This is a genomic window from Thermoactinomyces sp. DSM 45892 (assembly GCF_900107305.1).
Taxonomy (GTDB): Bacteria; Bacillota; Bacilli; order Thermoactinomycetales; family Thermoactinomycetaceae; genus Baia.
In genome coordinates, this window is sequence record NZ_FNPL01000002.1 from 126,691 (window position 1) to 148,066 (window position 21,376).

21 protein-coding genes are annotated in these 21,376 nt (G+C 41.8%); 13 read left to right on the plus strand and 8 right to left on the minus strand.

What is annotated here, in order from left to right; all coding sequences use genetic code 11:
- Positions 1–18: 18 nt before the first annotated feature.
- Entirely contained in the window at positions 19–279 is a 261-nt protein-coding gene (locus tag BLU58_RS02305) for an HPr family phosphocarrier protein (protein WP_093290623.1), read from the minus strand.
- Positions 280–475: 196 nt separating this feature from the next.
- Here BLU58_RS02305 and BLU58_RS02310 point away from each other — a divergent pair, with 196 nt between their 5' ends.
- Both BLU58_RS02310 and bioC read left to right on the plus strand, forming a co-directional pair.
- Complete coding sequence (locus BLU58_RS02310) at positions 476–1,987, plus strand: carboxypeptidase M32 (RefSeq protein ID WP_093290624.1); 1,512 nt, start codon at positions 476–478, stop codon at positions 1,985–1,987.
- A gap of 271 nt (positions 1,988–2,258) precedes the next feature.
- Positions 2,259–3,071, plus strand: a complete 813-nt coding sequence (bioC, locus tag BLU58_RS02315; protein ID WP_176786450.1) for a malonyl-ACP O-methyltransferase BioC — start codon at positions 2,259–2,261, stop codon at positions 3,069–3,071.
- 70 nt (positions 3,072–3,141) lie between these two features.
- On the opposite strand, the gene BLU58_RS02320 is transcribed toward bioC, so the two are convergent.
- Positions 3,142–4,041, minus strand: a complete 900-nt coding sequence (locus BLU58_RS02320) for a PIG-L deacetylase family protein (protein WP_093290626.1) — start codon at positions 4,039–4,041, stop codon at positions 3,142–3,144.
- A 442-nt stretch (positions 4,042–4,483) separates the two neighbouring features.
- Here BLU58_RS02320 and BLU58_RS02325 point away from each other — a divergent pair, with 442 nt between their 5' ends.
- The 4 genes from BLU58_RS02325 (at position 4,484) to BLU58_RS02340 (ending at position 10,566) form a co-directional block, all read left to right on the plus strand.
- Positions 4,484–6,871, plus strand: coding sequence for a 3-hydroxyacyl-CoA dehydrogenase/enoyl-CoA hydratase family protein (locus BLU58_RS02325; protein WP_143123667.1), 2,388 nt, complete (start codon positions 4,484–4,486; stop codon positions 6,869–6,871).
- 24 nt (positions 6,872–6,895) lie between these two features.
- Positions 6,896–8,074 carry an acetyl-CoA C-acetyltransferase gene (locus BLU58_RS02330; RefSeq protein ID WP_093290628.1) on the plus strand — a complete coding sequence of 393 codons (1,179 nt, stop codon included), beginning with the start codon at positions 6,896–6,898 and terminating at the stop codon, positions 8,072–8,074.
- A 33-nt stretch (positions 8,075–8,107) separates the two neighbouring features.
- Positions 8,108–9,889: an acyl-CoA dehydrogenase family protein gene (locus tag BLU58_RS02335; RefSeq protein WP_093290629.1), complete on the plus strand. Its 1,782-nt coding sequence runs from the start codon at positions 8,108–8,110 to the stop codon at positions 9,887–9,889.
- Between the two features lie 137 nt (positions 9,890–10,026).
- Positions 10,027–10,566 carry a hypothetical protein gene (locus BLU58_RS02340; protein ID WP_093290630.1) on the plus strand — a complete coding sequence of 180 codons (540 nt, stop codon included), beginning with the start codon at positions 10,027–10,029 and terminating at the stop codon, positions 10,564–10,566.
- A gap of 72 nt (positions 10,567–10,638) precedes the next feature.
- Here BLU58_RS02340 and BLU58_RS02345 read toward each other — a convergent pair whose 3' ends face one another.
- The 6 genes from BLU58_RS02345 to BLU58_RS02370 form a co-directional block, all read right to left on the minus strand.
- Positions 10,639–11,286, minus strand: a complete 648-nt coding sequence (locus BLU58_RS02345) for a PAQR family membrane homeostasis protein TrhA (protein WP_255404561.1) — start codon at positions 11,284–11,286, stop codon at positions 10,639–10,641.
- Between the two features lie 36 nt (positions 11,287–11,322).
- On the minus strand, positions 11,323–12,558 hold the full coding sequence (locus BLU58_RS02350) for an aminotransferase class I/II-fold pyridoxal phosphate-dependent enzyme (RefSeq protein WP_093290631.1): 1,236 nt from the start codon (positions 12,556–12,558) through the stop codon (positions 11,323–11,325).
- 23 nt (positions 12,559–12,581) lie between these two features.
- The gene (locus tag BLU58_RS02355; RefSeq protein ID WP_093290632.1) at positions 12,582–13,073 is read right to left on the minus strand and encodes an Lrp/AsnC family transcriptional regulator; all 492 of its coding nucleotides are present in this window, start codon (positions 13,071–13,073) and stop codon (positions 12,582–12,584) included.
- 116 nt (positions 13,074–13,189) lie between these two features.
- On the minus strand, positions 13,190–13,519 hold the full coding sequence (locus tag BLU58_RS02360; protein WP_093290633.1) for a hypothetical protein: 330 nt from the start codon (positions 13,517–13,519) through the stop codon (positions 13,190–13,192).
- Positions 13,516–14,037 carry a hypothetical protein gene (locus BLU58_RS02365; RefSeq protein ID WP_093290634.1) on the minus strand — a complete coding sequence of 174 codons (522 nt, stop codon included), beginning with the start codon at positions 14,035–14,037 and terminating at the stop codon, positions 13,516–13,518. The genes BLU58_RS02360 and BLU58_RS02365 overlap by 4 nt, the downstream gene beginning before the upstream one ends.
- A gap of 43 nt (positions 14,038–14,080) precedes the next feature.
- Complete coding sequence (locus tag BLU58_RS02370) at positions 14,081–15,001, minus strand: proline dehydrogenase family protein (RefSeq protein WP_176786451.1); 921 nt, start codon at positions 14,999–15,001, stop codon at positions 14,081–14,083.
- A 255-nt stretch (positions 15,002–15,256) separates the two neighbouring features.
- Here BLU58_RS02370 and pruA point away from each other — a divergent pair, with 255 nt between their 5' ends.
- The 7 genes from pruA (at position 15,257) to BLU58_RS02405 (ending at position 21,250) form a co-directional block, all read left to right on the plus strand.
- The gene (gene pruA, locus BLU58_RS02375; protein ID WP_093290635.1) at positions 15,257–16,804 is read left to right on the plus strand and encodes an L-glutamate gamma-semialdehyde dehydrogenase; all 1,548 of its coding nucleotides are present in this window, start codon (positions 15,257–15,259) and stop codon (positions 16,802–16,804) included.
- Between the two features lie 321 nt (positions 16,805–17,125).
- Positions 17,126–17,854 carry an amino acid ABC transporter ATP-binding protein gene (locus BLU58_RS02380; RefSeq protein ID WP_093290719.1) on the plus strand — a complete coding sequence of 243 codons (729 nt, stop codon included), beginning with the start codon at positions 17,126–17,128 and terminating at the stop codon, positions 17,852–17,854.
- A 17-nt stretch (positions 17,855–17,871) separates the two neighbouring features.
- Complete coding sequence (locus BLU58_RS02385; RefSeq protein WP_093290636.1) at positions 17,872–18,735, plus strand: glutamate ABC transporter substrate-binding protein; 864 nt, start codon at positions 17,872–17,874, stop codon at positions 18,733–18,735.
- Positions 18,736–18,820: 85 nt separating this feature from the next.
- Positions 18,821–19,480 carry an amino acid ABC transporter permease gene (locus BLU58_RS02390; protein ID WP_093290637.1) on the plus strand — a complete coding sequence of 220 codons (660 nt, stop codon included), beginning with the start codon at positions 18,821–18,823 and terminating at the stop codon, positions 19,478–19,480.
- Positions 19,481–19,492: 12 nt separating this feature from the next.
- On the plus strand, positions 19,493–20,146 hold the full coding sequence (locus BLU58_RS02395; RefSeq protein WP_093290638.1) for an amino acid ABC transporter permease: 654 nt from the start codon (positions 19,493–19,495) through the stop codon (positions 20,144–20,146).
- 198 nt (positions 20,147–20,344) lie between these two features.
- Positions 20,345–20,947 carry an undecaprenyl phosphate transporter UptA gene (locus BLU58_RS02400; protein WP_093290639.1) on the plus strand — a complete coding sequence of 201 codons (603 nt, stop codon included), beginning with the start codon at positions 20,345–20,347 and terminating at the stop codon, positions 20,945–20,947.
- Between the two features lie 54 nt (positions 20,948–21,001).
- Positions 21,002–21,250 carry a twin-arginine translocase TatA/TatE family subunit gene (locus tag BLU58_RS02405; protein ID WP_093290640.1) on the plus strand — a complete coding sequence of 83 codons (249 nt, stop codon included), beginning with the start codon at positions 21,002–21,004 and terminating at the stop codon, positions 21,248–21,250.
- Positions 21,251–21,376: the final 126 nt, after the last annotated feature.

A 21,376-nucleotide genomic window follows, 5' to 3' on the forward strand; every position in this document is an offset into this window, starting at 1 on the left:
TTCCTCCAAATTACTTTGTTACTCTTGATGGCTCTCGAGAAATTGAGTCATTGCTTCGATGGCAGCCGCCTCGTCTTCTCCCTCAGCGCGAAGAGTGATGGACTCATTTCCTTTTATCGCTAAGGACATAACGCCTAGTAAGCTTTTCGCATCGGCTTCTCGTCCGTCCTTGATTATTTTAATGGAGCTTTTAAAGCTACCTGCTTTTTGGATCAGGAGTGCTGCAGGACGTGCATGTAATCCCGTTGAATTCTGAATCACAACTGTTTTCTCTGTCATGAAAAAAATTCCCTTCTATATGTATTCTTTTTTATCATAACCTAAAAAGATTTCCATATGTAAGAGGTATCTTTATACAATTACGTAACCCTAATTATTTTTGCTTTTTCCCTTTATTTTTTGCGTGATCATATGTCAAAATGAATAGGATAGGTGTTTTTTAGATTTTTAATTTTGAATAGGAGGTATTTTGTGAATGGATGAAAAATTAAAAGCTTTACGAGCTAGATTACAAGAGATATACCATTTGCACTCGGCAAGAGCGATTCTAGAGTGGGACCAAGGTACGTTTATGCCTAATTTAGGGGCGGAATCTCGCGGGAATCAACTATCGGTATTGGCGGGATTGAATCACCAAAGGCAGACAGATCCGGAATTAGGTCGTCTGTTAGAGGAATTATCTGCTCAGGCCCAGAGTCTACCTTATGACTCAGACGAAGCTGCACTGATACGTGTGGCACAACAAGACTATGATACAGAGACGAAAGTTTCCCCTGAGTTTGTTGCTGAGTTTGTTGCGCATACAGCTAAAACCTATGGCGCATGGGTGAAGGCACGTAAACAAGATGACTTTTCGATTGTACAACCTCATTTGGAAAAAACATTGGAGTTAAGTCGTCGTTATGCGGACTTTTTCGAGTATGAGCATGTAGCCGATCCGCTGATTGCACGAAACGATTACGGTATGACAGTTGGCACCGTTCGTCCTTTGTTTAGTCAGTTGCGTGATGCATTGGTCCCTATGGTGGAAGGAATCACGTCGAATGAGCATACAGGTCCATTCACGACCAAGAAACATTACCCAGCAGATAAGCAAATTGAATTTGGAAAAAAAGTAATCACCCGCTTAGGTTTTGATTGGGAACGTGGTCGACAGGATTACGCCCCACATCCATTTATGACCAAGTTTGCCCATAATGATATTCGAATTACGACTCGGGTAAATGAAGGATATCTAGGGGAGGCTCTCTTTAGTAGCATCCATGAAACTGGACATGCATTATATGAGTTTGGAATCAATGAGGCATATGAAGGCACCCCGTTGCATCATGGAACCTCTTCTGGTGTACATGAGAGTCAATCGCGATTATGGGAGAATATAGTGGGTCGTAGTTATGAATTCTGGACGTTCTTTTATCCAGAGTTACAGGCTACATTCCCTGAGCAACTAAAAGATGTTTCGCTAGATGAGTTTTATCGTGAGACGAACAAGGTGTCTAGGTCGCTAATCCGTACGGATGCAGATGAAGTTACATATAACCTACATGTGATCATTCGTTTTGATTTAGAGATACAGATGCTCGAAGGAAACTTAAAAGTAAAAGATCTTCCGGAGGCATGGCGTGCGCGTTATCAATCTGATTTGGGAATCTCATCTCCTACGAATGCAAATGGAGTGTTGCAAGATATCCATTGGTATTTCGACCATATTGGAGGTCTGTTCCAAGGGTACACTTTAGGAAATATTTTAAGTAGCCAATTTTTTGCTGCGGCTGAGAAGGCGATTCCAAATGTTCGTGAATTAATGAAGCAAGGGGACTTCGCGCAACTTCACACGTTCCTACAAACCAATATTTATACCCACGGTAGAAAGTATACAACCGATGAATTGGTTAAACGGGTAACAGGACAAGCTCTTTCGATTGATCCATATGTTGAATACCTACAAAATAAATTTAGTATGATCTATCCACAACTTCGTAAGTAATCATGATAAGTAAGCCATCACCTTCTACGGAAGAGGATGGTTTTTTCTAATCCACCTCACTTGCTTATATTGTGACAAAAAAGTGAACAAATAGTGAACAAAGAAGGAAATATTGCGACGGATAGAATAACTTATATATAAATAAAAATTCAAAAGGAAGCAGATTGCTTTTATTGATATAAAACGACAAAATTCGACTAGTTTCCCCTTGGGATACAAACTTTTTTTAAGGGAGGGAATGGCAACCGACTATATAGGAGGTTGCGTTAAAATGATTATACATAAACACATTTTAGAGAAGAATTTTAATAAAGCAGCTTACACCTATGATGAATATTCACAAGTCCAACAGAAAATGGCTCATCATTTGATCCAAACCCTTCGTCAAAAGTATGATCATGTGCAACAAATTCTAGAAATCGGGTGTGGAACAGGCTATTTTACACAATTACTGGCGGAAACATATCCAAATGCACGGATTATAGCCATCGACTTAGCTGAAAATATGATTCAAAGAGCACGAGAACAAATCGAAGAGAAGAATGTAGAATTTGTTCTCGCTGATGCAGAAGAGCTAAGTGGATTTGCTCCAGAGTCTTATGATTTAATCGTTTCCAATGCAGCAGTCCATTGGTTGCAACGACCTGGTCGTTTTTTAGATGGGATTATGAGGTTGCTAAAACCTGGTGGCAGCTATCTATCTACAGCGCTCGGACCGGATACTTTTTTAGAATTGCGATCCAGTTTTCAATATGTGGAGCAGACGTTGGGAATTCAGCCTCAAGAACATCTGGTTCCGCTAACCTCGATGGAGGATTGGGCGATACGACTAGAGGAATCGGGGTTTCAAGGAACGGAGATCGAGGATCACTGGTTACGACAAGTGTACACAGATTGCCGGGAGTTTTTACAGTCTATCAAGGCAACAGGAGCGAACTACCGATCAAACGGCCAAAGTATATTTGAGGCTAGGAAAGTATTAATTCGGATGATGAAACTATATAATCAAGCGTATCGTAACAAACAAGGATTGGTATATGCTACCTACCAATGGATGCAAATCATGTCAAAAAAACCAGGATAGATTTTTGAAAAATCAAATAAAATAACAGGAAATGTCAACTGATGGGTAGACAATCAGTCAACATTTCCTGTTATTCTTTTACGATGATGGTAGTGGGATCTTTTTTCAGTTCTCTAAATTGCCCTGGTACACTAATTTCACCAATCGAATACCACCCTTTTTTAGGGGCCCATACTCGATAGGCATCTGCAGCATTCGATAAAATATGCTTATCCCGTGGTTCTGTTAGTTGAATTTTTCGTTCAACAGTAGGCATTCCAATCTTCTGTTGTCTGCCAGAACAACGAGGCGATTTCTTACATGTGCGCATGATATTAATGGAAGCAAATGATTGGGAGCTTTTTATGCGGTTACTGTTTTTTAATTCTTGGATGGCTTTCCCAATGATAGCGTGTTCAGGGTGTACATCAAATATACTCATACTTTTAAATTCGGCTTGCGGATATTCTTTTGCGTAGGCAGCAACCACGGCTTTGACTTGCTCATTATCTTTCTTTCTGTCTCCGCCTTCCACAAATAAGTCATAAATCAATCGATGATTGTTATCAATCCCCATACGGTTAGTCGCTTCTATGAACTCATTTACTCGGGCTTGTCCTAGCTGTCTAGGAGTTAAACCAGGATTAATTCGTTTGTTGATTCTGGCTCTTGCACCTGTAATGTCACCGTGGGACATAAGAACGACATACACTTCTTTGTTTTGTTTTAAGTCTTGAATCATGGGGACTCCGAAGGTGAGGACTTCATCGTCAGCATGTGGTACGAAATAAAATACAACTGGCTTTTGTGGATCAGGCTTCTTTTTTAATGGTAGTATATGAAAACGATCTTCCTTAGGCAATGAAGCCGTTGGAGGGATAGACCGCTCAGCGGGAAAAAGAGAACGGATTATTCCTGGTTTTAGTATGCCTACTGCTATCAGAGCGATAAAAAGTACGCTGCAGGTGGCTAATATTATGTTTTTTTTCATCTAAAGCACCTCTTAGTAAGTTGTGAATCAAGTGATATATCTGAGGCTTATTATATCAACGTAGTGAAACAGGAGGCGGAGAACATTTTGTTACACTTCGCATAATACATTATTATACGATAGATGTGAGAATCGTAATCGCTGGAGAGGTGAGATAAACCCTGTAATATTCTGGTTTTGATCGGATTAAATCTATTTTTAAATATGAAAAAATCGTGCTGAATCCGTACTTTCCCTCTTGACGACGAAAGAAAACAGATAAATAATAGTATTGAAAGCAATTGCAAACGGGGAAAAATTCTGTGTGATTTTTTGCATAGAAACCCTATATGAAATAAGTTTTTTGTTCACCTAACTGAGGAAGGTGTTTTTTTCTACCCTGACAATGAATGATTGTTCATTCACATTCAATTGTCTCTTCATCCCGAGAGGAGGAGTTATTTTGTTACGCATAAAAAAAGTTGCCGTTCTAGGCTCAGGCGTGATGGGTGCATCGATCGCAGGTCATTTAGCGAATGTAGGCATCAAAACCTATCTCCTAGATATCGTGCCAAGTCAATTAACTGACAAAGAAGAAAAGTTAGGTCTATCCTTAGACCACAAAGTAGTACGTAACCGTTTTGCACAAACAGGGAAAGATCGCTTAACCAAAGAGAAGCCTTCTCCACTCTATACCAAAGAGGTCCTTGATTTCATTCAAGTAGGGAATCTAGAAGATGATTTTAATGTCTTATCGGAAGTGGATTGGGTTATTGAAGTCGTAGTAGAAAACTTGAAAATTAAACAAGATTTATTTGCGAAAATGGAAGGTGTATGGAAACCGGGAACGATTGTAAGCTCGAACACTTCAGGTATTTCCGTTCACGAAATGGTGGAGGGACGCTCCGAAGAGTTTAAGAAGCATGTATTGGGTACGCATTTCTTCAACCCACCACGCTACATGAAGCTCCTGGAGATTATCCCGACGAAGTATACCGATATGAATTTGGTCCAAGAAATGAAAGCGTTTGCGGAAGAGGTTCTAGGTAAGGGTGTTGTGATTGCGAAAGACACACCAAATTTTATTGCGAACCGCATTGGCACCTATGGCTTGCAGATTACGCTTCAAGCGATGGAGCAAATGGGTCTAGATGCAGATGTAGTTGATGCGATCACAGGTCGTGCGATGGGAAGGCCGAAGAGTGCTACTTTCCGGACTCTTGATCTAGTAGGGCTTGATACATTTGTTCATGTAGCAAACAATGTTCATGCTATGGCCACAGATGCTGTGGATAAAGATGCATTTACAGTATCTGATACGCTAGTCAAAATGGTAGAAAACAAATGGCTAGGTTCGAAAACGGGGCAAGGTTTCTATAAGAAAGTAGGAAAAGAGATCCTCGTTCTGGATACAAAGACATTTGAGTATAAGCCAAAGAATAAGTTTAAATCTACCTCTCTGGAGGCTTCGAAGCGTGCGAAAAGTAAGGCAGAAGGCCTACAGGCGCTTGTGTATGGAAAAGATACTGCTAGTGAATTAGCGTGGACGATTACCAAGAAGGTATTAATCTACTCTGCTAATAAACTAGGTGAAATCGCTGATGATATCGTAGCGATCGACCAAGCGATGAAGTGGGGCTTCAATTGGGATTTAGGCCCATTTGAGCTATGGGATGCGATTGGCGTTGAGAAATCGATCGCGAAAATGAAAGCAGAAGGTGACACAATCCCAGCTTGGATTGAAGAGATGCTTGGAGCAGGTCATCAAACTTTCTATAAACAGGAAGCAAGCACGGATTATCAGTTTAGCATTGGTGGTAAATTTACGGAGATTGAAGAAGATGCTAAGAAGATCAATTTGGCTAAGTTGAAAGCAGACGGTAAGTTGATCAAAGGAAACAAAGGTGCAAGCTTAATTGATATTGGGGACGATATCGCTGTTTTAGAGTTCCATTCACCGAAACAAGCCATCGGTGCTGATATCATAAACATGATTAATCACTCGGTAAAAGAGGTTGCTGCAAATTATAAAGGGCTTGTTATTGGGAACCAAGCGCAAAACTTCTGTGTTGGTGCGAACTTGATGCTGATGTTGATGGAAGCACAAGATCATAACTGGCCAGAGTTGGATATGATGGTTCGCCAATTCCAAAAAGCAATGGGTGCCCTTCGTACCTTGGATCGCCCAGTAGTCGCGGCTCCATTTGGAATGACACTTGGCGGTGGAGTAGAAGTTTCCTTACCAGCCGACCGCATTCAAGCTTCTGCAGAAACCTATATGGGTCTAGTAGAAGTAGGGGTAGGACTTATCCCAGGTGGTGGCGGTAATAAGGAAATGTTGCTCCGCTGGACAGAAGGTGTAAATCCAGGAGATAAGGTTTCCCTGCAACCACTTGTGAATCATGTGTTTATGACCGTGGCGCAGGCGAAAGTTTCTACCAGTGGTGAAGAGGCACGTCAATATAAGTTTATTCGTGAAATGGACGGGATTACTGCTAACAACGATTTCCTCATCCATGATGCGAAACAAGTGGCATTCGGCCTATATAATGCAGGCTATAAAGCACCAAAAGAGCGCAAGATTCCAGTTGTGGGTGAAACAGGTTATAACGTGCTACGATTGGGAGCAAAAGACCTCATGTGGGGCGGATATATTTCAGAGCATGATTATAAGATCGCGAGCAAACTGGCTTATGTACTGGCGGGTGGCCTTGTTGCAGAAGGAACACTTGTTAGCCAGCAATATCTCTTAGATCTTGAGCGTGAAGCGTTCTTAAGCTTAATTGGTGAACCGAAAACGCAACAACGTATGCAATATATGCTTACAAAAGGGAAACCATTACGCAACTAACTAAGCGTTTAAGGAGGAGAACACATGCGTGAAGCAGTAATTGTAGCCGCTAGCCGTACTGCTGTCGGCAAAGCGAAAAAAGGTTCGTTCCGTAATACGCGTCCAGATGATTTGGGAGCTGCTGTGGTTTCCGATGTATTGAAGCGTGTACCACAAGTGGACCCAAAACAAGTGGAAGATTTAATTATGGGCTGTGCTTTTCCAGAAGGTGAGCAAGGGATGAATATTGCACGGATTATCGGAATTCGTGCAGGTCTTCCACATGATGTGCCGGGTATGACCGTAAACCGTTATTGTTCCTCTGGTCTACAAACGATTTCAATGGCAGCAGAGCGTATCATGTCAGGATTTGCGGATATCATTATCGCAGGTGGAGTCGAGAGCATGAGTATGGTGCCAATGGGTGGTTATAAGCCATCTCCCAACCCGACTTTGATGGATAGCGCTCCCGAAGTATATATGTCAATGGGACATACAGCGGAAGAAGTCTCTAAACGCTATAACGTAACCCGTGAAGACCAGGATGCATTTGCGGTTGAGTCTCATCGCAAAGCGTTTGAAGCGATTCAATCTGGAAAGTTTAAAGACGAAATCGTTCCCGTTCCCGTAGTAGAGCACTTTGTAGATGAAAAAGGTAAGTTGCAAAAGAAAGAGATCGTTTTTGATACAGATGAGGGAGTGCGTCCAGGTACTAGTGCGGAAACGCTAGGAAAATTACGTCCTGCCTTCAAGTTAAATGGAACTGTTACTGCCGGAAACTCTTCTCAAACCAGTGATGGTGCGGCGGCTGTCATGATTATGTCCCGTGAAAAGGCAGAAGAGCTTGGTGTGAAGCCACTTGCTGTATTCCGTGGATTTATGCTTGGCGGAGTGGCTCCTGAAGTGATGGGGATCGGGCCAGTAGAGGCGATTCCGAAACTCCTTAGTAAGTTAAGTCTTAGCCTAGAAGATGTAGATTTATTTGAGCTAAACGAGGCATTTGCTTCTCAAGCGGTAGCGGTTATTCGTGAGCTTGGCATTGATCCTTCCAAGGTAAATGTAAACGGAGGCGCTGTCGCTCTAGGGCATCCACTAGGCTGTACGGGGGCGAAACTTACTGTATCTATGATCAATGAACTCATTCGCCAAGAAAAGCGGTACGGCGTGATCACGATGTGTATCGGCGGCGGAATGGGAGCAGCAGGACTGATTGAGCGAGTTTAAGTATCCAACATATAAAAAGGGAGAGTGTTAGTGATGATCGCAAGCAACCCTTATAAAGTAAAAGGCGGTTCTTATTTAATTGATGAAGTGAAGCCTGAACAGGTTTTCACCCCTGAGGATTTCACAGAAGAACAGATTATGATTGGCAGCATGACAGAGGAATTTGTAAAAGAGAAAGTAATGCCAGAACTCGAAAAAATCGAGAATCACGAATTTGAACATAGTGTTCGTTTGCTAAAAGAAGCAGGAGATCTAGGGCTTCTCGGAGCGGATGTACCTGAGAAGTACGAAGGAAGTGCTTTGGATAAAGTAAGTTCTTCTTTGATCACAGAGAAAATGTCGTTGGGTCGTTCTTTTGCTCTTTCACACGGTGCACATGTAGGAATTGGTTGCCTACCAATTGTTTTATTCGGTAACGAAGACCAAAAGAAAAAATATCTACCAGATCTAGCTACAGGTCGTAAGTTTGCCGCGTATGCACTCACTGAACCAAGTTCAGGCTCAGATGCCTTGGGTGCGAAAACAACGGCTGTACTGTCCGCAGATGGTACTCATTATGTCTTAAATGGCGAAAAGCAATGGATTACCAACTCCGGTTTTGCCGAAGTGTTTGTCGTATACGCAAAAGTAGACGGTGATAAATTTTCTGCTTTCATCGTAGAAAAAGGTTTTGAAGGTGTATCGACAGGACCAGAAGAAAAGAAAATGGGGATCAAAGGATCTTCTACTCGTACGCTAATTCTAGAAGATGCAAAAGTGCCGGTGGAAAACCTTCTTTACGAAGTGGGTAAAGGCCATCACATCGCGTTCAATATTTTGAACATTGGTCGTTACAAATTGGCTGTAGGTACAGTAGGGTCTTCCAAGCGTGCTCTTGAGCTCTCAGCGAAATATGCAAACCAACGGAAACAATTTAACACGCCAATCGCAAAATTTGGCCTGATCCAAGAGAAATTAGCTAATATGGCGATCAAAGCATATGCTAATGAATCATTGGTATACCGTATTGGTGGTATGTTTGATGCTGGATTAGATGGCGTAGAGGAAGCAGAAGGAGCAGTAGTAGCGGATGCAGTACGTGGCTTGGCAATTGAGTGTTCTGCTGCAAAAGTATTTGGCTCCGAAGTGCTTGATTATGCTGTAGATGAAGGTGTGCAAATTCATGGTGGCTATGGTTTCATGAGTGAGTACGAAATCGAAAACCTCTACCGTGATTCCCGCATTAACCGGATCTTTGAAGGTACGAATGAAATCAACCGTCTCTTGATCCCAGGTACGCTTATTAAAATGGCAATGAAGGGTGAACTGCCACTTTTACAGGCAGCTATGGCTCTACAAGAAGAGCTACTTGAGTACATGCCATCTCTTCCAGATGAAGATGCCGCTGTACTGGAAGAAGAAGCAAAATTGGTCTCCCATGCCAAGAAAATCTTTCTCATGGTAGCAGGTCTTGCGGTTCAGAAATATGAACAGGCGTTGGAGCGTGAACAAGAAATCTTGCGTGACCTTGCTGATATCGCCATTGAAATCTTTGCGATGGAATCTGCCCTTCTCCGTACGCAAAAAGCGATTGCTAAAAATGGGGAAGAAAAAGAACAAGCGAAGATCGATCTTACTATCGGTTTTGTTTATGAATCATTCCAGAAAGTAGATGCATGTGCACGTCATACGTTGGCTGCGATGGAAGAAGGCGATATGCTCCGTACAACTCTTTCTATGTTGAAGAAGTTTACTCGTGTCCAACCACTAAACGAAGTAGCGCTTAAACGCCGCATCGCGAAACGTGTACTCGACGCTGAAAAATACACCGTTTAATTTCATACCCAAAGATGAAAACTCTTTGCAGAAAGCAGAGGGTTTTCATTTTTTGTTATAGAGGAATCGGAAAAATGAACTTTAGATAGGTGTGATATAATCAGCAAACAATATGACAAATAGGAGAGGAATTCCTTTTGAACCTGATTGCTTGGATGATTGTTGCATGTGAAGTAATGTTTTGGGTTGTGATTGTACTCGGATTAGTCACCCGTTATGTTTTTAAGATGAAGCGACTCGGTTTATTCTTACTATCCCTCACGATCGTCATTGATCTGGCTTTGCTCATCATTACGGGGATTGATTTATATAATGGGGCAACTGCGACCGTAGCTCATGGGATTGCGGCTGTTTACATTGGGATCTCGATCGCGTTTGGTAAGAGTATGATTCAGTGGGCGGATGAGCGTTTTCAATACTATGTGCTGAAACAAGGAGAAAAGCCTATAAAGAGATACGGCGCTGAGTATGCTAAGCACTATCTGAAAGGCTGGATCAGGCACCTACTTGCCTATCTGATAGGTGTAGGGTTACTAGTAGGAATCATGTATTGGATACATGAACCATCTCAAACGAAGGCGTTTCATGCAATTTTGAGAGGTTGGTCCACGGTTTTAGTAATTGATTTGCTTATTACGGTTAGTAATTTTATCTGGCCGAGTAAGCCGAAATCTTGATCAGTAAAAAATAGAAGTGAGTATTCTAGTTATCGAATACCTACTTCTATTTTTTATGAACGTATTCCGATTTTATAGGGGGACGATATACATCGAAATCATCAAGAAGTGAGCGAGGGAGCCAAGCATGATAAAGATGTGAAAGATTTCATGGAATCCAAATTTGTTAGGGATGAAGTCAAAGATCTTAGTGGCGTAGATGACCGCCCCAACGGTATAAGCGACACCGCCTGCAATGAGCAGAATAATCGCTTTGATAGGAAGGTGCTCGATAAATTGACCGAAAGGTACGATGGCTAACCATCCTAGCGTTACATAGAAAATAGTGGAAACGATACGAGGTACGTTCATAAACCATAGTTTCATCACCATTCCTACAATGGCTAAGCTCCATACGCAGATGAGCATCGTTATGCGCCAAGCACCTTCAAGCCCTACGTAGACAACAGGTGTGTAGGTTCCAGCGATAAAAAAATAGATGGCGATATGATCGAATTTGCGTAGTGCGAGCTTGGTTTTGGGTTTTACATGCACCCAGTGGTAGAGGGAGCTAGCTCCAAACAGGACGATGAGACTTACTCCATAGATGATCATAGTGAGTAGTTTGGTTGGGTTTTGATAGGTTAATACGATGAGAAATACAAGACCCACAATCCCTGCAAGGAATGAAGCGAAATGAGTCCACGTATTAACAGGTTCTCGCATCCGTAAGAATTTCATAGCACACCCTCCATTTATTTAAATTGTTAATTCAATCTATCCGACTTGGTTGGTCGTTAGTACAGGAGCTGCTGCTTGCTTCCTCTTTATGAAGCGGGCGATCCGAATCATCGCTTCGCCCAATTGCTCCATAGAACTAGCATACGAGCAACGAATATGGCCTGCCCCACTAGGGCCAAATGCATCTCCAGGTACAACGGCTACACGTTCCTCTTCGAGTAGTTCTTCTGCAAAGGTGGTAGCGTCCATCCCTGTAAATTCAATAGACGGAAATACATAAAATGAACCTTGAGGATTGTGACAAGTAAGGCCTAAGTCGTTTAGAGCCTTTACCATAAAACGGCGCCGACGATCATACTGAGATACCATCGATCTGCATTCTTGTAATCCATTTTTTAGGGCTTCGAGTGCCGCTACTTGGCTTGTGATTGGGGCGCACAAAGCCGCGTATTGATGAATTTTAAGCATGCCTGTAAGCAAAATAGGAGGAGCACATACATAACCCACGCGCCATCCAGTCATTGCAAATGCTTTTGAGAATCCACTGATCAAAATGGTATGATTCTTCATTTCTGGAAGTGCCCCGATGGAGAAGTGTTGTCCTTGATAAGTGAGTTCGGCATAAATTTCGTCTGAAACGACTAGTAGATCATGGCGTTTGATGACGTCTGCTATCGGTTGCAATTCCTCTTCGGTCATAATAGCGCCAGTTGGGTTGTTAGGATAGCAGAGGATTACGAGTTTGGTACGCGATGTAATGGCTTTTTCTACGTCTTCTGCCAGTAGTTTAAACCCATAACTGGCATGAGTGGGAATCGATACCGGAACCCCGCCAGCTAACTCTACACAAGGAGCATAGGAGACGTAGCAAGGCTCTGGGATGAGGACTTCATCGCCTGGAGATAGCAAGGCCCGAAATGCTAGATCAATCGCTTCACTTGCTCCAAAGGTAATTAAAATTTCTGAAGAAGGTTGATAATGAAGCTGAAAACGATGTTCCAGATACTTGCTAACCGCTTCTCGTAATTCGGGTGTTCCTTGGTTTGAAGTATATGTTGTCATTCCTAGATCAAGTGAAGTGACGGAGGCCTCTCGAATATGCCATGGGGTGACAAAATCTGGCTCCCCGACAGCAAGGCTGATTGCATCAGGTGCATTGTTTAATAGATCAAAGAAACGACGAATTCCAGACGGTTTTAATTTTCGTACGATAGGTGATAGTTTGTCTTCTAGATTCATAGTTGTGATGTGGGTGCTGTGTAAAGGCACCATTCTCCTTTTTTCGTAGGTCTAGTCTAGGGAATTACGGAAATTCTACGATCTTGATTTGGTTTATCTAGGGGAATGCCATCCTCTTTAAACTTCTTTAGCACAAAATGGGTGGTTGTACTAACCACAAATTCAAGAGGGGCTAATTTTTCAGTTACAAACTGTCCTACTGCTTCCATAGTAGGAACTTCCAATGAGACGGATAGATCGTATGCCCCAGACATGAGGTATACATCTTTTACTTCCGGATAATGATAAATCCTTTGCGCTAGAGCATCAAAGCCGTATCCATGTTGTGGAGTAACTTTAACATCAATGAGAGCAGTTACACGGGGCCTACCGGCTTTTTTCCAATCAATGATGGTACGATGCTTTAAAATGATTTGCTCATCTTCAAACTGACGAATGATGGTTTGGACCTTTTCTAGAGGCTCGTTTACAAGATGGGCGATTTGCTCGGTGGTAAGTCGTGCATTCTCTTCAAATAAAGAGAGTATTTCCAAGTGCAAGTCAGTCATCTGTTCCCTCCTTATGGCCAAAATCCTTTGTCCGCTATTATATATGATAATCTCTCTTTTGACCAAACAAAAAAGCAGCTGTTTTGAAGCTGCTCTGCACGGTCTAATTTATGGGGTTAAATGGCCTTGCCTGTTCGCTCAAACTCTGCTTTTAATCCGAGTACCTTCATAACCTCTCGGTACTTTGTCTCTTCTATAGCTGAATCCCCAAACTCCATCATCGCAATCGTATTTTCGTTTAGCTCAGAGCTAAGTTGATCATTTACTTTTTCTGCTAGTTGAAGATAAGTGAGATCTTGCTCTTGGCGATAAGCCAGCAATTTTAATCCGGATTGGAAACGATAGGATTCAGTTGCTTCTCGGATTCTCGGAATCTGTTGGAGAATGTTTCGTATTTCATCGTAGTGATCTGTTAGATCAAGCTCTTTACCTTTTCCATCTTTCACGAGTCGTTCCCCCTTAATAAGTATTTACTTGGGTTTTCGAGAAAATCGATATAGATTTCAAATGAGAGCTGACGGCAGACTTCATACAGTTCTTCGGATTTTCGATTTAGTTCTAAGTCAAGTGTATCATATACCATCAGGGCACGTGTCAGGAAGAGGACTTGTTGCTTATTAACCCGCTCCCGAAAGAAAAAAATACGCGCACCCCAATGCAAGGTGCGAGGGTCTGTGGAATAGATGTGGTTATAGCGAATTTCGTATAGTTTCAAATGATAAGATGGACTAGGAATGGACTGGAGTGGATGAAATTTCTTATATCCATTCGTTGTTTTCAACGAGATCCAATAATTCTTCAAATTATAAGGAAGCCATTTCATCTGGTGGAGATGAGCAATTACTTTCATCATGCCCTCAAATGTATGAGCATAATCAGAATCAGCCTCTGCTTGAAAGCGAATCGACTGAAGAAAATCATGAACTTGGCTACGACCATCTTCATATAGAAACTGGATAATCACTTATGGTTCGCTCCCATCTCTCCTTTAAAGTGGTGGATCTGACCTAATTTTTGAAGAAGTTCTTTAAGATAAATAGCGCATTTGCAGGCCGTTCTGCAATTCTGCGAGTGAAATACGGATACCAATCTTTTCCATACGGGGTGTATACGCGTACTTTGTAACCTTCTTTCACTAAGTCGCGTTGTAGCCCATTACGTACTCCGTATAGCATCTGAAATTCATACAGATTGTCGTCAATGTGGTTTTCTTTGATCCATTTCTTTAGTATATGAATGATTGTCTCGTCATGTGTGGCAATTGCCGTGTAACAGCCGCTGAGAAGATGATTTTGTACGAGACGAACATAGTTGTCATCTACTTCTGATTTCTCTGGAAATGCTACTGCCGCAGGCTCTTTATAAGCCCCTTTTACGATGCGTAGATTTACTTGATTTTCGCCTAATTTTGCGACGTCATCAACAGCACGATATAGATAAGATTGAATCACTAATCCAATATGCTCCCTGCCGTACTTAGCAAGCAAACGGTTAAAAATATCGATGGTAACCTCTAGTCGGGGTGTATCTTCCATATCAATGCGGACAAAATTATTACACTCTTTTGCTTTAGCAGCAATCCGATCCATATTTTCAAAGCAGAATTCAGGATCGATATCTAGCCCTAGCTGGGTGAGTTTAACGGATACGTTGGAGATGACACCGTTTTTCTCAATCGCTTCAAAGATACGAACCGATTCATCAGTAGCCTTGATCGCTTCTTCCTTGGTGTAAACGCTTTCTCCGAGGTGATCAAGAGTAACGATTAGGCCTTCCTTATTAATCTCTGAGACAAAGCGGATCGCTTCTTCCAGCGATTCACCAGCAACGAAACGGGAAGCTCCTAATTTCATACCAAATTTGGACACAAAAGATGTAACAACTCGATTACCTGCTAAGGTAAGCACTAGGCTACGACTGATAGACATAACAATTTCCTCACTTTCGACAACAACCACAAGTGTCATGATCTTTTAAATGATAGATAAAATGATAAAATTAGTGCTTTACATAATCATTATACAATGATGTTTGAAATGACAAAAGGAAAGAAATGCTTCTAGGCTCCATTTTTCTTAAGAAAACAACTGGTAAATCTTATCAATGGAAACGATTGCATGCCTTTGTTACCTACGTTACAATGACAAAGGAGCAAATATGAATTTATTGAGGGGGAACCATTCATGTTACAAGAATACCGCAATGAACCTTTCACAGACTTCTCGAAGGAAGAAAATTACACAGCATTTCAAGCAGCACTTGATAAAGTACAAAGTGAGCTTGGAAGGGAATATAAAATTATTATTGGGGACGAGCGTATTCAAACAGATCGTACAATGAAATCGCTTAACCCGTCTAATCTAGATCAAGTTGTCGGAGTTGCGTATGAAGCGAACGTAGATCTGGCTGAAAAAGCAATGCAAGTGGCCCTTTCCACTTTCGAAACTTGGAAAAAATATAGCCCAGCGGCACGTGCGCGCATTTTATTTAAAACATCAGCAATCATGCGTCGCAGAAAACATGAGTTTTCAGCATGGATGGTGCTAGAAGCAGGAAAAAGTTGGGCAGAGGCGGATGCGGATACAGCAGAAGCAATCGACTTCATGGAGTTTTATGGTCGTGAAATGATCCGCATTAGCGAAAGCCAACCGTTAACCCGTATCCCAGGTGAGGATAATGAGCTAACTTATATCCCTCTTGGTGTTGGTGTTGTGATCCCACCTTGGAACTTCCCACTTGCGATTACAGTCGGAATGACCACAGCAGCGATCGTATCAGGTAACACTGTTATTCTAAAACCAGCCAGCCCAACGAACGTGATTGCGGCTAAATTTATGGAAATCCTTGAAGAAGCTGGCTGTCCGTCAGGTGTTGTTAGTTATCTACCAGGCCCTGGTGCGGAAGTAGGAGAGTATTTGGTGACACATCCAAAAACTCGTTTTATCTCCTTCACTGGTTCTCGTGCAGTAGGTCTTCGTATCAATGAACTCGCGGCGAAAACTGTTCCAGGCCAAAAATGGATTAAACGTGTGGTAGCAGAGATGGGTGGTAAAGATGCGATCGTCGTAAACAACGATGCAGATCTAGACCTCGCAGTTGATTCCATTGTGAAAGCAGCATTTAGCTTTGCTGGACAGAAGTGTTCTGCATGCTCCCGTGCGATTATCCATCAAGACGTATATGATCAAGTGTTGGAAGGCGTTGTAGCGAAAGCAAAGGAACTAAAAGTAGGTAACACGACTGACCTAGGAGTGGATCTAGGTCCAGTAGTAGACGATAAAGCGTACAATAAAATCTTGGAATACATCGAGATTGGGAAACAAGAAGGACGCCTTATGGCAGGCGGAGGCAAAGCAGAGGGTAACGGATACTACATTGAGCCAACTGTATTTGCAGATGTTGATCCACAAGCTCGTATTTCCCAAGAAGAAATCTTTGGACCGGTTGTTGCGTTCCATAAAGCAAATGATTTCGATCATGCGCTAGAGATTGCAAACAACACAGACTACGGTTTAACGGGTGCAGTGCTTACAAGAAGCCGTGCGAACTTAGAAAAAGCTCGTGAAGAGTTTCATGTAGGGAATCTATACTTTAACCGTAAGTGTACAGGAGCTCTTGTAGGGGTTCATCCATTCGGCGGATTTAACATGTCTGGTACAGACTCTAAAGCAGGTGGACGTGACTACTTGTTACTCTTTACGCAAGCGAAAATGGTTTCGGAAGCTTTGTAATGTCTTAGATGATTGGCTGTTTAGACCTCTGGTGATGGATTGTTGCTAGAGGTTTTTTCTATACTTTCCCAGTTTATCTACTCGATTTTGTTCTGTGTTATAGAGTAATTTATTCTGTTATGCAATAGAATCCTTGACATGTTACGACATTCATCATATATTTACTATAAAATGTTAGTTGAAAATTTGAAGTTTGATTAATACTGAGATTTATGTGTCACTTTCTATTACATACGATGAGGAGCTGGCCTAACGATTTTAGGTTTTATGATAGGAATGTTGTAAGTACTCGTTGATTGGAATAGCTAGGGAGTGGTTAAGATAATTAGTTTTTCAAAAGTAAATAAGTGGTATGGAAATTTTCATGTTCTCCAAGAGATAGACTTAGAAATCAAGCAGGGTGAAGTGGTTGTCATCTTAGGCCCTTCCGGATCGGGAAAAAGCACTCTCTTGAGATGCATCAACCGATTGGAAACGATTACAAAAGGTGAACTCGTCGTAAATGGTGTCAAGGTGAATGATCGTAAGACGAATATCAATCAACTACGCCAAGAGATCGGGATGGTATTTCAGCACTTTAATTTGTATCCTCATAAGACAGCCCTTGAAAACATTACATTAGCACCAACGAAGGTTCGAAAACTGGAACGCGAGCAAGCGAAGAAGTTGGCCTTCGAATATTTAGAAAAAGTAGGCATCCCTGAAAAGGCTGACTCCTACCCGAATCAGTTATCTGGCGGGCAACAACAGAGGGTGGCGATCGCTAGAGGGTTGGCGATGAAGCCGCAGATTATGCTGTTTGATGAACCTACTTCTGCTTTAGATCCAGAGATGATTGGTGAAGTACTAGATGTCATGAGAGCTCTGGCTAAAGAAGGAATGACGATGGTCGTTGTAACCCATGAGATGGGTTTTGCGAGAGAAGTGGCGGATCGAATCATTTTTATGGACGAAGGAAAGATTCTCGAAGTTGCTGAACCAGATGTATTTTTCAACAATCCAAAAAATGAACGTACCAAGCTCTTCTTGTCCCGTATTTTAAAACACTAAAACTGGAGGCGAATGGAATGAAATTGAGAAAATGGGCGATTGCGGCCCTATCGATTGTGACCGCTATCTCGTTAGCTGCTTGTAGTAGTGATAAGAGTGCTTCTACAGATGCACAGAGTGTTGGATTTAAAGAAAAGATCGAAAAAAGAGGTAAATTTATTGCTGGTGTAAAATTCGATTCTAATTTATTTGGTTTTAAAGATCCTGCCGATCAGACTGTGAAAGGCTTTGAAGTAGACTTGATGAAAGAGTTTACGAAACGTACCTTCGGTGATGTAAACATGCTTGAACTGAAAGAGGTTACCTCTAAAACACGTGAAAAGATGCTAACTTCCGGTGAGATTGATGTAATCGCGGCTACGATGACGATTACACCTAAGAGAAAAGAGACAGCGGACTTTTCCCGCGTCTACTTCCTTGCAGGTCAAGCACTATTAGTGAAAAAAGGTAGCCCGATCAAGGATGTAAAAGATTTAAACGGAAAGCAAGTAGGTACCGCTAAGGGTGCGGTAAGTGGTAAAAACATGAAAGCGATTAATAAAGATGCGGTTGTAAAAGAGTACAGCAACTATGCAGAAGCATTTCAGGCACTTCGTAGCGGAATCATCGATGCGGTTACCACAGACGATGGAATCTTAGCTGGTATGGCAAAGCAAGATCCAAATTATGAGGTAGTCGGAAGTCGTTTTAGTAAAGAACCTTACGGGGTTGCAATTGATAAAAAGAATAAAGATTTATTGGAAGCGATGAATAAGTTTTTAGATGAGGCCATAAAAGATGGAACATATAATCAGTTATATAAGAAGTGGTTTGGACAGGATGCACCAAAGGATCTGCCACGAGATGCAGTACTCGAGCTGCAACCAGGTGTTGAGGGCTAATTTCATACCATTTTAGGAAACGGGAGGGATGGATGAGCTATTTGGCACCATCCTTCTTTTTTCATGAGTAAAGGAGCTTGGCGATATGAATTGGGATTTTGGATTTATTCAAGAATATAGAACTGAATTTATCGATGGTTTTTTTCTAACTTTAAGAGTAAGTATGGCAGCACTTATATTGAGTCTGATGATCGGGACGATTATCGCGATTTTTCGAATATCCAGTAACAAAGCATTGCGGGCCTTCGGAACCTCATATGTAGAGTTTTTCCGAAATACACCTTTGATGGTACAAGTTTTCTTCTTCTACTTCGGACTTGCTTCCATTGGTTATAAATTAACTGAGTTTTGGATCGGTGCTTTGGCCCTTTCGATTTATACAGCAGCTTTTATTGCCGAGATTATCCGCGCGGGTATTCAAACTGTGCCGCACGGTCAAACGGAGGCAGCGAGGGCATCTGGATTAAGCTTTTTGCAAACGATGTTTCATGTTGTACTACCTCAGGCCTTTAAATTGGTTATCCCGCCTATGTGTAATCAATTTATCAATTTAGTTAAGAACTCATCCATTCTATCCGTTATCGCGGCTCAAGATATTTTGTACGTAGGTGAGCAGGCTATTGCTGAATACGATCCGTTTTCTGTAGAGCTATTTGTAGCTGCACTCTATCTTATTATTACGATTCCGTTATCACAAGGGGTAAACCTGTTGGAGCGTCGTTGGGCGAAACAAGGTACACGTTAGGAGGGGAACCATATGGATTTTAGTAAACTTCTCGAGGGGAATACTTGGGAGATTTTGTTGAAAGGATTGTGGGTAACTCTCGAAGTTGCCGTTGTAGCTATTATCTTAAGCTTTATCATCGGGATTATGTTAGGGATTTTACGTTATTCCAAACTACCCGTACTTTCACAACTCGCTACTTTGTATATTGAAATCGTACGGAACATCCCATTACTCGTTATTATCTTCTTTGCCTTTAACACGTTGTTGGATAAATTTGACTCCCTTGTCATGATTGTCATTTTCGGTATGACAGTCTTTACATCCGCACTCATCGCGGAGATCGTACGAAGTGGGTTAAACTCTGTTCCGATCGGGCAGATTGAAGCGGCTCGTGCCCAAGGGATGAGTTATGTACAAACACTTATCCACATTATCTTACCTCAGGCACTCAAGCGTATGATTCCGCCTCTAGTGGGACAATTTGTTACCTTGATTAAAGATACATCCCTGGCGGCGGCGATCACATTGCCGGAGTTACTACATGAGGCGAAGCTTATTTATTCAAACCCAAGCTATGTAAATGCTACGATCCCGATTCTACTAACAGTAGCTGTAATTTACTTTATAGTGAACTATAGTTTATCTCTATTAAGTCGCAGGCTTGAAAACAAATTAGCTGGTTAAAGAATAGAGAGGAAGTGAAAAGAGGTTGGTCTAGATTTTCGGACCAACCTCTACTTTATAGAAGAGGACTGTGACCATTTTAGTAGAAACTTTCTCACATGAATCGCATATTTGTGTGACAATCAGACTATGGAACTAGACTTACTAGACAATAGATTGGTACGATGAGGTAAACTGGTATACGAAGGTAGGGCAAACATGACAGAAATTATCCATTCCTTTTTAGAGTGGCTTTCGGGATTAGGCTACTTTGGTATTGCACTCGGACTTATGGTTGAAGTAATCCCTAGTGAAATTGTTCTTGCCTACGGTGGTTATCTGATTTCGATTGGTAAGGTTGAACCAATCGGCGCGCTTATAGCTGGTGTGATCGGTGGTGTGCTGGCGCAGTTATTCTTATACTGGGCTGGATATTATGGTGGGCGTCCGTTGATTGAGAAATATGGGAAATATGTGCTCATCAAGCCTTCTCATCTTGACTTGGCAGAGCGTTGGTTTGAGAAGTATGGATCGGGAGTAATATTCGGGGCTCGCTTTATCCCTGTTGTTCGTCATGCTATTTCGATCCCAGCGGGAATTGCGAAGATGTCTTGGAAACGATTTACGATTTTGACAACGCTTGCGGCGATCCCGTGGTCGGTTTTTTTCCTCTACTTGGGTTACAAGATTGGAGACAATCAAGAGAAGATCAAGGAAGTAGCAGGCCCTTATATACAGATGGCGATGATTGCAATTGTGATTCTACTTGGTCTATACTTTGGTATTAAATGGTTTATGAATAAGAGAAGGCAAGCAAATTAACCTCGTCTATCATTCGTTTCAATGTTGACTAATCTCGAAAAAGGAGGAATTGGGATGAATATTTCTGGTATTGAATGGGTTTTCATTTTTGTAGCGGCATTACTGCTGTTTGGACCTAAGAAACTTCCTGAGCTAGGAAAATCGATTGGTAAGGGAATTCGTGAGTTTAAGAAGGCGACGAGTGGGATGTTAGAAGAGGAAAAGAAACCTGAGGTGCCTCAGTCCTCTCAGACTCCAACGCCAGTACAAACACAACCAACTACAACGAATTCAACAAATACAACGAATACAGAGCAAAAATAAGAGAAGAATCTCCTGTCTTTATAGGCTAGGAGGTTTTTTGTTTTTTAGATGAGAGTTATTTTCAATTTTTATGGTGGATAGGTGTGTATTTAAGATTAATCTAGTATATAATTTAAATAGTGTACA

Bases quoted from the DNA above. Each gene is read 5' to 3' on its own strand.
- BLU58_RS02305 (WP_093290623.1), bottom strand. From the start codon at position 279: ATGACAGAGAAAACAGTTGTGATTCAGAATTCAACGGGATTACATGCA.
- BLU58_RS02310 (WP_093290624.1), top strand. From the start codon at position 476: ATGGATGAAAAATTAAAAGCTTTACGAGCTAGATTACAAGAGATATAC.
- bioC (WP_176786450.1), top strand. From the start codon at position 2,259: ATGATTATACATAAACACATTTTAGAGAAGAATTTTAATAAAGCAGCT.
- BLU58_RS02320 (WP_093290626.1), bottom strand. From the start codon at position 4,041: ATGAAAAAAAACATAATATTAGCCACCTGCAGCGTACTTTTTATCGCT.
- BLU58_RS02330 (WP_093290628.1), top strand. From the start codon at position 6,896: ATGCGTGAAGCAGTAATTGTAGCCGCTAGCCGTACTGCTGTCGGCAAA.
- BLU58_RS02335 (WP_093290629.1), top strand. From the start codon at position 8,108: ATGATCGCAAGCAACCCTTATAAAGTAAAAGGCGGTTCTTATTTAATT.
- BLU58_RS02345 (WP_255404561.1), bottom strand. From the start codon at position 11,286: ATGAAATTCTTACGGATGCGAGAACCTGTTAATACGTGGACTCATTTC.
- BLU58_RS02350 (WP_093290631.1), bottom strand. From the start codon at position 12,558: ATGGTGCCTTTACACAGCACCCACATCACAACTATGAATCTAGAAGAC.
- BLU58_RS02355 (WP_093290632.1), bottom strand. From the start codon at position 13,073: ATGACTGACTTGCACTTGGAAATACTCTCTTTATTTGAAGAGAATGCA.
- BLU58_RS02370 (WP_176786451.1), bottom strand. From the start codon at position 15,001: ATGTCTATCAGTCGTAGCCTAGTGCTTACCTTAGCAGGTAATCGAGTT.
- pruA (WP_093290635.1), top strand. From the start codon at position 15,257: ATGTTACAAGAATACCGCAATGAACCTTTCACAGACTTCTCGAAGGAA.
- BLU58_RS02385 (WP_093290636.1), top strand. From the start codon at position 17,872: ATGAAATTGAGAAAATGGGCGATTGCGGCCCTATCGATTGTGACCGCT.
- BLU58_RS02390 (WP_093290637.1), top strand. From the start codon at position 18,821: ATGAATTGGGATTTTGGATTTATTCAAGAATATAGAACTGAATTTATC.
- BLU58_RS02395 (WP_093290638.1), top strand. From the start codon at position 19,493: ATGGATTTTAGTAAACTTCTCGAGGGGAATACTTGGGAGATTTTGTTG.
- BLU58_RS02400 (WP_093290639.1), top strand. From the start codon at position 20,345: ATGACAGAAATTATCCATTCCTTTTTAGAGTGGCTTTCGGGATTAGGC.
- BLU58_RS02405 (WP_093290640.1), top strand. From the start codon at position 21,002: ATGAATATTTCTGGTATTGAATGGGTTTTCATTTTTGTAGCGGCATTA.